Consider the following 12,721-nt stretch of genomic DNA (forward strand, 5'->3'; position numbering starts at 1 on the left):
TTCCTCCTACCTAAAAGCGGTGGAATTGTTCAACGGGCATCACAAAGACCGTGGCACCGCCGACTTGCACCTCGACTGGGTACGCGGATGTGCTATCCAATTGTGCATCCAGGTTAACGGGTGGCGTCATAAATTGTTGACGGGTATGACTGGCTTCCTTGATCATGTCCAGCACCTCGCCGACCCGCTCGTCTTCCAGTCCAATCATAAACGTCGTATTCCCGGATTTTAAAAACCCACCGGTCGTGGACAACCGCGTTGCCCGGATATCGTGATCAATAAATTCATTGCTGAGTCGATTTGCGTCCTTATCCTGGACGATGGCGATTAATAATTTCATAACTGGTTTCCTCCCTCAATGCCGGTGTTAAAAGTAAGCGCTGGCCGTTGCTTTAATTAGGGCTAAGGCCTGTTCAACCACTATCTTCGGTTCCTGGGTCGCGTCAATCAATTTGATACGCTCCGGATGAGCGGCTTGCAATTTCAAATACGCAGCGCGGACCCGGTCGTGGAATGCCGCCTTTTCAACGTCTAACCGGTCGACCTGTTGGGGATCGCGGTGCGCTTGAATCCGCCGTAACCCAACTTCTGCCGGAACGTCAAAGTACACCGTTAATGCCGGCAGAAGGCCATCCGTGGCGAATTCATTCATCTGCGCCACAGCGTCTTCACCAATTTGCCGGCCGGCCCCCTGGTAAGCCACGGAGCTGTCCACGTAACGGTCACAGAGCACCAATTTTCCCGCTGCTAGGTCGGGTAAAATCGTTTCTGCTAAATGTTGTCGTCGTGCCGCCGCATACAGCAAGGCTTCCGTTCGATAATCCATAGCCGTATTGGCCCGATCTAAAATGATGGCCCGAATACTTTCAGAAATTGGATTGCCCCCCGGCTCCCGCGTAATCGTGAGTTGATCGCCTAATACTGGCGCAATCTGAGCAGTAATCGCCTGTAAAGCGCTGGTCTTCCCGGCGCCGTCTGGTCCTTCAAAACTGATAAACGTTCCTGACAACATACTCGACCCCATTTTTGTTTGATAGTTATATTGTACTTGAATTCAGTTTTGATGTCTATTTGCATTGCGTGCTTTAACCGGTTTCTTATCAAAAAACCAGGCTATCACGGAATGTCATCCTAAATTATGGGCAGCAGTGTCTAAACCTGCCGGCTTACCGTTCGCCAAATTTAGGCCGGAACGCTGTGGGTAGGACGCCGCCAGCCTGGAAAACGGTCTGCCAGCTCGCTTTGAACCGCATGAACCGCGTTTCAAAGTCGCCATTTTCCAAGCACCCCACTTGAAGAATCCCACGGCTGAGCCCAAATTTGGCTCACTCACGCCTACGTAGACGATAACCAATTATTGTGGCCAAGCGTTGCTAGTTCAGCGATGATTGTATCAATTTGATGTTGAAGAGCAATCCTAACCGGAGGAGGCCAGAGGTGTAGGTAGCTGTGTCGACGGTGTTTGCTGAGTGAACTTTATCAGCTTACAGCGTGGGACGCGTTTGGAGACTGACGGTTTCTGTCAGGCTTCAAACCGAGTCGGAGGACCGTCCCTCAGGCCGCAGGCGGTCCCCATAGCAGCCGGAATCTCTGGCAGCCGCAGGTGGTAATTTCTAATTAACTTTCAGGTTGTGCCCAGTCCCCAGAAACAATAAAGAGACCGCAACATTTGTCGCAGCCTCTAGCCTACCGTTTTAAAATTTTTGCCAGCGTACAGCTGACCCTTAATCCCGGAACACTGCCGCGGAAATATGTTGCCCTCTGACGTGGCGGCGCCGTGCTTCCCGGTACAGGAAGAAGTACGTCTGCCGGGCGAGCGCCGTGTTGGCCGTCATCTGGTTATCGGCGTCCGCGATGGCCTCTTCCGTTTGCTTGGCGTGGTCCCAGCGGTCCTTGGCGTTGTCGATGCTCAACAAGAGTTGGTCATCGTAAGCCGCTTTCAACCGAGGTAATTGCCGTTTTTTTCGTCCAAACATCATCGGGCCTCCTTTACATTTCCGTTCGACCCTCAACGGCCTTAAACAGTGTCATTTCGTCGGCGTATTCAATATCACTGCCGACGGAAAGGCCATGGGCCAAGCGGGTTACTTTAATCCCAGCTGGCTTAATCAGCCGTGACAGGTACATCGCCGTGGCTTCACCCTCAGGCGTGGCGTTGGTGGCGATGATCACTTCTTTGATAGCTGGATTTTGTTGTAACCGATTGATCAGACTGGCAATGTTTAAATCTTCTGGTCCTTTACCTTCAATCGGCGACATGACCCCTTGCAAAACGTGGTACAGGCCATGGTATTCCTTCATTTTTTCCATCACCATGATGTCCTTGGCCTGTTCGACCACCAAGACGTGGGATTGATCCCGGGTCTTGTCGGCACAAATAGCACAAGGATCACCCTCGGTAATGTTGCCACAGATGGAGCAGAAATGCAGGTTTTTCTTAGCTGAAATGAGTGCTTTGGAAAACGCCGTGACGTCATCTTCTTGCATATCAATCGTGAAGAAGGCCAGCCGCGTCGCTGACTTTTGCCCAATTCCTGGCAGCTTCATATAACTGTCGATCAGTTGGGCAATCGGTTCTGGATACTGCATGGTCACAACGTCCTTTCTTAATTACATCCCAGGAATGTTCATGCCTTGCGTGTACTTCCCGAGGGATTGCTTGGTGGCTGCTTCAACCTTGCCCAAGGCATCGTTAACGGCTGCCAAAACCAAGTCTGCTAACATGTCTGGGTCGTCTGGATCGATGGCTTCTGGCTTAATGGTCAGGTCGGTCATCTTCCGTTCGCCCGTGAAAGTGGCTTGCACCAAACTATCTGGTGAAACACCCGTAAACGTCTGGGCGTTCAGGTTCGTTTGGTCCTCTTCCATTTTCTTTTGCATTTGGCGCATTTGTTTCATCATGTTCCCCATATTTCCCATGTTCCGCATCGTAATCATCCTTTCAAGGTTTTAATCATTTTTAACGTCAACAATCTCTTTGCCAAAAATCTCTTCGGCTTTCGTCACCACCGGATTGGGTGCTGGCTTTGCAGGTTCATCTGACTCAGCATTATTTTGCAGCTCATCCTTATGGTCTGTCAAATAATTTTTCCGAATCGTTGGCCAATCATCCTTCGGCACGAAGACGACCGGTAAAGCCGTGCCAATCATGCGATCCAGCCCATTTTCCAGGGCGTCCGTCAACTCATGGTCGGTGGTTGCTCGTTGAAAGAGGAAGGAATAGTCGAACGCAACAATCACGCCGGAATCCGCGGCCGCAACCGGTTGGGACACCTTCATGACGGCTCGCTGGGTCACCGATAACGTATCTAATAAATCGGGCCAAACTTCTTGGAGCTGATTCAACTTTTCTCGCGTGGCGGATCCCAAAACGGGGTAGATCTTAGCCAGGTTAACTTCCTTAGCTGGTGCCGACGACTTAGCCATGCGGGGCTTGGCAGCCGGTTTCGCCGCAACTGGTGCCTGTTCCAAGTGTTTGACCGTATTCCGTAATTGATCAACTTCGTGCTGGAGCTCGGTCAGGTCGGGTGAACTGGCCGCCGCAACCGGCGCTGTCGATGCTGCGGCAGCGGGTGCGGCCGGCTGCGGTGTGGCCACTTGCCGTCCAATTTCAGCTAATTTAATCGTTAAAATTTCCAGGTAAACGTCGGGATGGGTCGTGAACCGCATCTGTTGTTGAATGGCATTTAACTCATTGATCATGGCATACATCGTCTGTGCGGGGGTCTTCTTCGCCAACGCCTGAAAATCCGCGCTCACGCTACCCATTTCAGCTTCTTCAACTAACTGTGGCGCCTGTTGATACAACAAGAGGTCGCGGGCATAACTGATCACATCTTCCGTGAACCGTTCCGCGTCCTTGCCGGCTTCCAGAACGGACTGCAAGCTTGCGAGTCCCGCCTTGGTATCGCCGCTCAGCACTTGTTGCATATACGTAGCCAGCAATTCGTGCGTGACGCTCCCCGTGACCAACAGTGCGTTGTCCAGCGTGATTTCATTGTCGCCAAATGACAACGCCTGATCCAGAATGCTCAGGGCATCCCGCATACCACCTTCGGCCGCCTTGGCAATCACCTTGATGGCCTGCTCGTCGTAAGTGACCTTCTTCTGATCCAAAATGTAAATCATGCGGTCATAGCTATCATTGGCCGCAATCCGTTTAAAATCGAACCGCTGCGTTCGTGAAATAATCGTAGCCGGAATTTTATGCGGCTCCGTTGTGGCTAAAATGAAGATGACGTTAGCCGGCGGCTCTTCCAACGTTTTTAACAATGCGTTGAACGCACCGGTCGACAACATATGCACTTCATCAATGATGTAGACCTTATAGTCGGCAACGGTTGGCGCGTACTTAACCTTGTCCCGAATATCACGAATTTCCTCAACACCATTGTTCGACGCCGCATCAATTTCGATGACGTCGTTCAGCGTCCCATCCGTAATGGCGCGACAGGTATCACATTCATTACAGGGTTCGCCATCCTTTTGGTGGTGACAGTTGATGGCCTTCGCAAAGATTTTGGCAGCCGAGGTCTTACCGGTACCCCGGGGCCCGGCAAAGAGGTACGCGTGACTGATTTGATTCGTCGTAATGGCATTTTTTAAAGTCCGGGTAATGACTTCTTGCCCAATCATATCCTCAAATCGCTGGGGCCGCCAGACCCGATATAGTGCTTGATAAGCCATGCAATCTGTTCCTTTCTACTTAATTATTCGCGGACATTAGCCGCCCTGTTCCTTGATCAAACCGGGGACTAACTTCCAGTGGCACATTGTCATTTTGACTGTCTTAAATTTTGAATTCGTTGCTTAACATTATAGCCTTTTTAGAGGGGCTCTGTCACGAATTGGTTAGCAGATTAATCAGAACTTAACTGCAACCAGCAACACTGTCTAAAACTGCCGGCTTACCGTTCGCCAAATTTAGGCCGGAACGCTGTGTAAGAGTGTGGCTGATGGCGGTTGGCTGGTGAGCATTAACGGTGATAAGCGAATAATCCTGGGCTTGGATTGTTTGCTTATCAGTGTTAAGCGGAGCCAGTCGCCATCTGACGCACGTTTCGACAATGTAAAGTCGGAGCACCAAATCCCACGGCTGAGCCTAAATTTGGCTCACTCACGCCTACATAGACTATCGCCCATTTTGGTGGACAATCGTTGTCAGTTCAGCGATGGTCACATCAATGTCATATTGAAAAACAATCCTAACCGGAGGAGGACAGAGGTGGAGGTAGCTGTGTCGACGACGTTAGCTGAGTGACTTTCTCAGGTTACGTCGTGGGGTGCGTTTGGAGACTGTCGTTTTTGGACAGGCTTCAAACCGAGCCGGAGGACCGCACCTCAGGCCGCAGGCGGCCCCCACAGCAGCCGGAATCTCTGGCAGCCACAGGTGGTAATTCACCACTAATTTTTGCGGATTAACTCCCCATTAGCTGGACCTGTCAATCCTTAGGAACCGATCTGCTTCGCTAAAAAGGCACGAAAAAACTCCCAGTCCAGCGACCAGGAGTTGTTATTATCTCATAAACTTGAAGCACAAAGCGAAACGAACTTAGTGCTGCTTCCTTCCGGACCTGACACAATTCATAAGTCCGCCCTTGCTTCAAGGCCTTAACGGCAAGTACTAGTGTATCATGATTTATTCTGACTGTCTAGCGTCTTGTTAGCTTCCGCACGTTTTGCGGCTTGGCGGGCCTTCTTGGCAGCCTTCTGCCGTTTACGGGCAGCTTGAAAGAAGCTCACCATGCGCTCGCCGGCGTCCTTGGCCAATAACCCCTCATGAACCGCGACCGTGTGATTCAAGCGGTCATCCGTCAGCGTTTCGTACAGACTGTCAACTGCGCCTGCCTTGGGATCCCGGGCGCCATAAAAAAATTCCGGAATGCGGGAGTTAATGATGGCGCCACTGCACATGAGGCACGGTTCAATCGTCACGTACAGCTGACAATCCTCTAACCGCCAGCTTTTTAATGTGCCACAGGCCTCTTCAATGGCCCGCACCTCAGCGTGCATCGTAGCATCATTGCCGTGCTCACGCAAATTGTGGCCGCGACCAACAATCTGATTATCGTGGACGATTACTGCGCCAATTGGCACTTCCCCAATCAACGCAGCCTGATCCGCTTCAAAGAGGGCCTCCTCCATATAATGCCGTTGTAACCCAGTATAATTACGCTCGCGCACGTGGACCCCTCCTTTCAGCCGACAGCCTAGGCTAGTGTACTCTCTAAGATGTAGTAGCCCTTATCCTTCTTAATGTTTGTACAGTTACCAAACGTTTCCTTCATCGTCTTTTCGGCCGATGGGGCGCCCTGCTTCTTCTGTAGCACAACGGTCAGCGTTCCACCAGGCAAGAGGTGGTCTTTGGCCTCCGTTAGCATGGTGGTCACCACTTTCTTCCCCGCCCGTACTGGTGGGTTCGTAATGATAGCCGCATAACGCTCCGTGACGTGAGTATAAATGTCAGAAGTCTTGATTTCAACGTTTTCAATCTGATTAGCGACAGCATTTTGCCGAGCCAAATCCAACGCCAATTCATTCACATCGACCATCGTCACCTGGCGTTCAGGCCACTTCTTCGCCAGTGCTAGCCCGATTGGCCCGTATCCAGTTCCCAAGTCAAGCCAAGGTCCAGCCGGCGTCTTATCGGCGTTAAATGCGTTCAGTAAAGCCCGTGAACCATAGTCCACCCGATTTTTGGAAAACACACCGTTGTCGGTGGTAAACAACAATTCGTTGCCTAAGAGGGTAAACGGCCAATGATGTTCTTCGTGTAAAACGTCTGGATTTTGTGTATAATAGTGATTAGTCAATTTCTCCGCCACCTTTACTGCCTATTTTACCGTACATGGACGTTTGTGGCTAATAAAAAAAGTTTATCGCTCGCGACACTATATTTGGTAGTTATTGTATGATTCAACTACCAAATGTAGTGTCTTTTTTGATTGTAATTTTCTACAGCTGGTGTACACTGAACACATTGATAATGAATTTTACGAGGAAGTGGCAAGAATGAAAGTAACGATCTATTCAAAGAACAATTGCATGCAGTGCAAGATGACAAAGCGTTTTCTCAGCGAACACAACGTGGAGTTCGAGGAACGCAATATTAACCAAAACCCTGAATATGTGACGTACCTAAAAGAGAAGGGTTTTCAGGCGGTTCCCGTCATTGAAGCACCGGGTCACCCAGCCTTTTATGGTTTCCGCCCGGATCAATTAACGCAAATCGCGGGTTAAGCTTTTTTTAGTTTGGCACAAACCCGTCTTGGCGACGTCGTGTTTGGTCACGATGGCGCCATTTTTGTTTTGACACGCAATCTTAAGAGAAGGAAGAGTTGATCAGCATGAGTTTAAAAGACTTAACCGACGTGACCTATTACGATTTGAACAACGAAATCAACATCCCCGTTAACGGCCAAATTCCGTTGAACAAGGACCAAGAAGCGCTCGCCGCATTTCTTAAGGAAAATGTGATTCCCAATACCAAGAAATTCGCCACCCTGCAAGAACGGTTCGATTTCCTGATTGCGAACAATTACGTTGAGAAGGCCATTATTGACGCCTATCCCATGAGTTTTATCGAAGACCTCTACGCGTACATGCGGGCCCAAGATTTCCACTTCAAGTCCTTCATGGCCGCCTACAAGTTCTACGCCCAATACGCCTTGAAGACCGATGACAACGACTTCTACCTAGAAAACTTCATCGACCGGGTCGCCATGAACGCCTTAGACTTTGCGGATGGTGACCAACAATTGGCGCATGACCTGGCGGATGAAATCATTCACCAACGCTACCAACCCGCCACCCCTAGTTTCTTAAATGCGGGCCGTTCTCGCCGGGGCGAATTGGTCTCTTGCTTCTTGATTCAGTCGACCGACAATATGAATACGATTGGGCGGACCATCAACTCCGCTCTCCAACTCTCCCGAATCGGTGGTGGGGTGGGAATTAGCCTGTCAAACCTGCGTGGTGCGGGTGACCCCATCAAACACATCGAGGGCGCTGCTTCTGGCGTTGTGCCCGTGATGAAATTACTTGAAGACAGCTTTTCATACTCCAACCAATTGGGCCAGCGGCAAGGTGCCGGGGTCGTTTACCTCAGCGTCTTCCATCCAGATATCGTGGCCTTTTTAGGCGCCAAGAAGGAAAACGCCGACGAAAAAATCCGGTTGAAGACGTTATCCCTCGGGGTGACCGTTCCCGATAAATTCTACGAACTCTGTGCGGCCGATGCCGACATGTACCTGTTTAGCCCTTACGACGTTGAACGGATCTACGGCAAGCCCTTCTCTTACGTGGACATTTCCACCGAATACGACAAGATGGTCGCCAACCCCGACATTCATAAAAAACAGTTGAAGGCGCGGGACTTAGAAACCGAAATCGGCAAACTCCAACAGGAATCCGGTTACCCGTACATCGTCAACATTGATACGGCTAACCGGGAAAACCCAATTGACGGTCGCATCGTCATGAGTAATTTGTGTTCCGAAATCATGCAAGTCCAGACCCCTTCTACGGTCAACAACAAGCAGGAATACGTCCAAAAAGGAACTGATATTTCTTGTAACTTAGGGTCAACCAACATCGTCAACCTGATGGCCGCCCCCGACTTCGGTCACTCCGTGGAAACCATGGTCCGAGCCCTCACGTTTGTGACCGACCACTCGGATATTGACGTGGTCCCTTCCATTCAAAAAGGCAACCAACAGGCCCACACAATTGGCCTGGGTGCCATGGGGTTACACAGCTACTTTGCCAAGAACCACATGATGTACGGCTCGAAGGACAGCATTGCCTTTACCAGCGTCTACTTCATGCTCCTGAACTACTGGACCTTGAAGGCGTCCAATCAGATCGCCAAGGAAAAGAACGAAACGTTCCATAACTTTGACAAGAGTGCCTACGCCGATGGTAGTTACTTTGACCGCTACACGACGACCGACTGGCGACCAGAAAACGCCAAGGTTCAGGAACTCTTTGCCAACGTGTGGTTGCCAACGCCAGCCGATTGGGCTGACTTAAAGGCGGCCGTCATGCAGGATGGCCTGTACCACCAAAACCGGATGGCCGTTGCGCCTAACGGATCCATTTCCTACATCAACGACACCACCGCTAGCCTGCACCCCATCATCAACCGGATCGAGGAACGGCAGGAAAAGACGATTGGGAAAATTTATTACCCAGCGCCATACCTGGACAACGACACCATGCCTTACTACAAGTCCGCTTATGATACCGATATGCGGCGCGTGATCGACGTTTATGCCGCAGCGCAAAAACACGTGGATCAAGGGATGAGCCTGACGCTGTTCATGCGTTCCACGATTCCCACGGGACTGTACGAATGGAAGAACGGCCGGACCGACAAAATGACGACCCGGGACCTCAGTATTCTGCGGAATTACGCCTATCGGAAGGGCATTAAGTCCCTCTACTACGTCCGGACCTTCACCGACGACAACAATGAAGTTGGCGCGAACCAGTGTGAAAGCTGCGTCATTTAGTCCACGTTTCTGATAAAGTTAGCGCACGTGTCAGACGACCAGCAGAGCACAGTGAAAAGGAGTGGCTTCAATGGCAAGAACAGAGAACTATAACGCAATCAACTGGAACCAGGTTTCGGATGAAATCGATAAGGCAACCTGGGAAAAATTAACGGAACAATTTTGGCTGGACACGCGGATTCCCGTCTCCAATGACTTAGACGACTGGCGGACGCTGGACACGGACCACAAATGGGTCGTAGGCCACGTCTTTGGCGGGTTAACCCTCTTGGACACCCTGCAGTCCCAGGATGGCATGGCCGCCCTCAGACGAGACGTCCGGACGCCTCACGAGACCGCCGTGTTGAACAACATTCAATTCATGGAATCCGTCCACGCAAAGAGTTACTCCACGATTTTTTCGACGCTCAATACGCCCAATGAAATCGATGAAATTTTCCAATGGAGTGATTCTGAAGAATTTTTACAGAACAAGACGAAACGGATTTATGACCTGTACCATGACGACGAACATCCCCTGAAGAAAAAGATTTCCAGTGTCTTCTTGGAAACCTTCCTGTTCTACTCTGGGTTCTTCACGCCACTTTATTATTTGGGCCACAACAAGCTGAACAACGTGGCCGAAATCATCAAGTTAATCTTACGGGACGAATCCGTTCACGGTACTTACATTGGCTACAAGTTCCAGTTGGGCATGAAGGAACTGACCGACAACGAGCAACAGCAAATGAAGGACTGGATGTATGATTTCCTTTACAAGCTCTACGCGAACGAGGAACAATACACTCACACGTTGTACGATCAAATTGGCTGGACGGACAAGGTCTTGACCTTTATCCGCTACAACGCCAACAAGGCCTTGATGAACCTGGGCCAGGATTCCCTCTTCCCCGATACTGCCGAAGACGTCGATCCCGTGGTGATGAACGGGATCTCCACCTCAACGGCCAACCATGACTTCTTCTCCCAAGTTGGGAACGGCTACCTGTTGGGTAATGTCGAGGCCATGGGCAGCGACGACTACAACATTGGCGAGCCCGCCGATCCGGACGATCCTAGTAAGTAGCTAGGATGAAATTGCCACCTGCGGCTGCCAGAGATTCCGGCTGCTATGGGGACCGCCTGCGGCCTGAGAAACGGTCCTCCGGCTCGGTTTGAAGCCTGTCCAAAACCGCCAGTCTTCAAACGCGTCCCACGACGTAACCTGAGAAAATCGCTCAGCTAACGTCGTCGACACAGCTGCCTGCATCTCTGGCCTCCTCCGGTTACAATTGTTCTGCAACATGACACTGATGTGAACATTGCTGGACTGGCAACATTTGCTACAATAATGCCTACTATTCATTTAGTCATGAGTGAGTCTACATTTGGTAAAGAAAAAAGGTCAGTAGCATCAACCCCATTCACTGGGTTTGATGTTACTGACCTTTTTATATGACATACCGTCTCACTCTTGCAAAAACTTTGCCGATGCAAATGCGGGTGCTGGGTACGAGTAGAAGCCCTGATTGCTTTCCAATCCCAGCTTATTTTGATCCAACATCTCAATCTTAAGCTTATGCGCCACGTCAACCAGGCCGCCCTTGCCCGATTCTGTACTTGCCGCCAGCATGACCGTATAGGCGTTACGGAGACCAATCTCGTCTAAAATGCCGAACGGCCCCATTGGTGCGCCCGTTGCCACCATCCAAGCTCGGTCAATGGCCGTCGGATCTGCCACACCGTGGACCCACAACATCAGTGCGGCATCAATAAACGGTACCAGAATCGCGTTCAGGACGTAAGCGGACTGTTCCTTGTGCAATTGAATCGCAACCATGCCAATCTGGTGAGCGAACGCCACGACTTGCTGGTAAACGGCCTCGTCTGTCCCCGGATGTCCCATCACCTCGGCCATATTATTTTCCCAAACGTGATTGGTGAAGTGCAGCGCCAAGAACTGTGCCGGTCGACCAGTGATTGTTGCAAATTGACTGGGAACAAAGGTCGCTGAATTCGTGGTGAAAATCGTTTTCGCTGGCGCAACCTTGGCCAGTGAGGCGTAAAAGTCATTTTTAATCGGTAAGACTTCCGGAACCGCCTCAATAACCAGGTCGGCGTCTTCCACTGCCGTTTCCAAATCAGTGGCAAAGGACAGGTGCTCGTTCGTGTCGTGAATCACGGCCGGCGTGGCATTCATTTCCTGTGCATAGACTTGATCCCAGGTGGCAATCCGCCGTTTGGCCGCTGCCACAGCCGCTGCGTTCACGTCATAAATGACAACCTGAAACCCACTGTAAGCCGTCTGGTAGGCAATCTGGCTTCCTAAAGTGCCACCACCTGCCACGACAATTTTCTTGAACATTATTGCGGTCATCCTTCCCACGTACCGATTCTTTTGTCTCACTCACAGCTTACTCAGACCACTCGCCGCGAACAACCAGAACCCGTCCGTTAAGGCCAACAATTATCTAAACGGCATTTACCGGCGCAAGCGAATCAGTTTGCGGTATAATAATTGCAACTAAAAATTTTGGGGGTAATCCTATGCCAACTGTCAAAAATGTCTGTGTCTTCTGTGGCTCCAACCACGGCTACAATCCAAACTTCTTGAAGGAAACCAACGCTTTGGGAAAGTACCTCGCCGATAACGACCACCCGTTGGTCTACGGTGGGGGTAAAGAGGGCCTGATGGGCGCCATCGCCACGGCCACGATGGCTGCCGGGGGCCAAGTGATTGGCATCATTCCCACCTTTCTTAGCGAGATGGGGCTCGCCAAGACTGACATCACGACTCTGCTAGAAACCAGTACCATGGACGAGCGCAAGGATGAGATGCTCCGCCAATCGGACGCATTTATCGTGCTCCCCGGCGGCTTCGGCACCTTTGAAGAATTCACCACCATGCTCTCCTGGAGTCAAATCAACGTTCACCAAAAGCCGATTGCGCTGTTCAACATCGACCACTACTACGATCAACTCGTGGCGATGATGCAAAAGAGCTGTGACGAAGGCTTTGCGCCCGAGGAAAACATGGACCTGTTCATTGACGCCGCCACGGTCGACGACATGTTCACGGGCTTCGCTAACTTTAAACACCAGTTACCGTTCAAATATACCAATTAGCCGCTACAGAAAAGGCGTAGACATTTTGGTTCTAAAATATCTGTTGTTGGTAATCAAATGAATTTGATTACTGGCAACGGATATTTTTGTATAATCAAAGAATG

Annotated in this window: 13 protein-coding genes and 1 other RNA gene; 4 read left to right on the forward strand and 10 right to left on the reverse strand. The window is 50.6% G+C overall.

The features are described 5' to 3' along the window. Positions 1–10: 10 nt before the first annotated feature. The 9 genes from EKM99_RS10115 to EKM99_RS10155 form a co-directional block, all read right to left on the reverse strand. Positions 11–340, reverse strand: a complete 330-nt coding sequence (locus tag EKM99_RS10115; RefSeq protein ID WP_125583302.1) for a cyclic-di-AMP receptor — start codon at positions 338–340, stop codon at positions 11–13. Between the two features lie 27 nt (positions 341–367). Then, a complete protein-coding gene (tmk, locus tag EKM99_RS10120) occupies positions 368–1,012 on the reverse strand; it encodes a dTMP kinase (RefSeq protein WP_191983313.1) in 645 nt (214 codons plus the stop codon). A 712-nt stretch (positions 1,013–1,724) separates the two neighbouring features. Then, entirely contained in the window at positions 1,725–1,976 is a 252-nt protein-coding gene (locus EKM99_RS10125; protein WP_125583304.1) for a YaaL family protein, read from the reverse strand. Between the two features lie 13 nt (positions 1,977–1,989). Then, on the reverse strand, positions 1,990–2,589 hold the full coding sequence (recR, locus tag EKM99_RS10130; protein WP_125583305.1) for a recombination mediator RecR: 600 nt from the start codon (positions 2,587–2,589) through the stop codon (positions 1,990–1,992). 21 nt (positions 2,590–2,610) lie between these two features. After that, positions 2,611–2,928 (reverse strand): YbaB/EbfC family nucleoid-associated protein, encoded by a 318-nt coding sequence (locus EKM99_RS10135; RefSeq protein ID WP_125583314.1) that lies wholly within the window; start codon positions 2,926–2,928, stop codon positions 2,611–2,613. Between the two features lie 21 nt (positions 2,929–2,949). Then, positions 2,950–4,686, reverse strand: coding sequence for a DNA polymerase III subunit gamma/tau (gene dnaX / locus EKM99_RS10140; protein WP_125583306.1), 1,737 nt, complete (start codon positions 4,684–4,686; stop codon positions 2,950–2,952). 836 nt (positions 4,687–5,522) lie between these two features. Continuing rightward, positions 5,523–5,609: signal recognition particle sRNA small type (gene ffs / locus EKM99_RS10145), an RNA gene on the reverse strand. A gap of 22 nt (positions 5,610–5,631) precedes the next feature. Further along, entirely contained in the window at positions 5,632–6,144 is a 513-nt protein-coding gene (locus tag EKM99_RS10150) for a nucleoside deaminase (RefSeq protein WP_164511582.1), read from the reverse strand. A 65-nt stretch (positions 6,145–6,209) separates the two neighbouring features. Then, complete coding sequence (locus tag EKM99_RS10155; protein ID WP_125583308.1) at positions 6,210–6,812, reverse strand: class I SAM-dependent methyltransferase; 603 nt, start codon at positions 6,810–6,812, stop codon at positions 6,210–6,212. 199 nt (positions 6,813–7,011) lie between these two features. On the opposite strand from EKM99_RS10155, the gene nrdH reads away from it, so the two are divergent. The 3 genes from nrdH (at position 7,012) to nrdF (ending at position 10,578) form a co-directional block, all read left to right on the forward strand. Next, positions 7,012–7,239, forward strand: a complete 228-nt coding sequence (gene nrdH / locus EKM99_RS10160; RefSeq protein ID WP_125583309.1) for a glutaredoxin-like protein NrdH — start codon at positions 7,012–7,014, stop codon at positions 7,237–7,239. A gap of 107 nt (positions 7,240–7,346) precedes the next feature. After that, a complete protein-coding gene (gene nrdE, locus EKM99_RS10165; protein WP_125583310.1) occupies positions 7,347–9,512 on the forward strand; it encodes a class 1b ribonucleoside-diphosphate reductase subunit alpha in 2,166 nt (721 codons plus the stop codon). A 70-nt stretch (positions 9,513–9,582) separates the two neighbouring features. Continuing rightward, complete coding sequence (nrdF, locus tag EKM99_RS10170) at positions 9,583–10,578, forward strand: class 1b ribonucleoside-diphosphate reductase subunit beta (RefSeq protein ID WP_125583311.1); 996 nt, start codon at positions 9,583–9,585, stop codon at positions 10,576–10,578. A 381-nt stretch (positions 10,579–10,959) separates the two neighbouring features. Here the strand turns inward: nrdF and EKM99_RS10175 are convergent, their stop codons facing one another. Further along, positions 10,960–11,859: a 3-hydroxyacyl-CoA dehydrogenase gene (locus tag EKM99_RS10175; protein WP_125583315.1), complete on the reverse strand. Its 900-nt coding sequence runs from the start codon at positions 11,857–11,859 to the stop codon at positions 10,960–10,962. Between the two features lie 179 nt (positions 11,860–12,038). On the opposite strand from EKM99_RS10175, the gene EKM99_RS10180 reads away from it, so the two are divergent. Further along, complete coding sequence (locus EKM99_RS10180; RefSeq protein WP_125583312.1) at positions 12,039–12,617, forward strand: LOG family protein; 579 nt, start codon at positions 12,039–12,041, stop codon at positions 12,615–12,617. Positions 12,618–12,721 lie beyond the last annotated feature (104 nt).

Source organism: Levilactobacillus cerevisiae (assembly GCF_003946245.1).
Classification (GTDB): Bacteria; Bacillota; Bacilli; order Lactobacillales; family Lactobacillaceae; genus Levilactobacillus; species Levilactobacillus cerevisiae.

Coding starts and splice junctions, on each gene's coding strand:
- EKM99_RS10115 (WP_125583302.1), bottom strand. CDS start 340: ATGAAATTATTAATCGCCATCGTCCAGGATAAGGACGCAAATCGACTC.
- tmk (WP_191983313.1), bottom strand. CDS start 1,012: ATGTTGTCAGGAACGTTTATCAGTTTTGAAGGACCAGACGGCGCCGGG.
- EKM99_RS10125 (WP_125583304.1), bottom strand. CDS start 1,976: ATGTTTGGACGAAAAAAACGGCAATTACCTCGGTTGAAAGCGGCTTAC.
- recR (WP_125583305.1), bottom strand. CDS start 2,589: ATGCAGTATCCAGAACCGATTGCCCAACTGATCGACAGTTATATGAAG.
- EKM99_RS10135 (WP_125583314.1), bottom strand. CDS start 2,928: ATGCGGAACATGGGAAATATGGGGAACATGATGAAACAAATGCGCCAA.
- dnaX (WP_125583306.1), bottom strand. CDS start 4,686: ATGGCTTATCAAGCACTATATCGGGTCTGGCGGCCCCAGCGATTTGAG.
- EKM99_RS10150 (WP_164511582.1), bottom strand. CDS start 6,144: ATGGAGGAGGCCCTCTTTGAAGCGGATCAGGCTGCGTTGATTGGGGAA.
- nrdH (WP_125583309.1), top strand. CDS start 7,012: ATGAAAGTAACGATCTATTCAAAGAACAATTGCATGCAGTGCAAGATG.
- nrdE (WP_125583310.1), top strand. CDS start 7,347: ATGAGTTTAAAAGACTTAACCGACGTGACCTATTACGATTTGAACAAC.
- nrdF (WP_125583311.1), top strand. CDS start 9,583: ATGGCAAGAACAGAGAACTATAACGCAATCAACTGGAACCAGGTTTCG.
- EKM99_RS10180 (WP_125583312.1), top strand. CDS start 12,039: ATGCCAACTGTCAAAAATGTCTGTGTCTTCTGTGGCTCCAACCACGGC.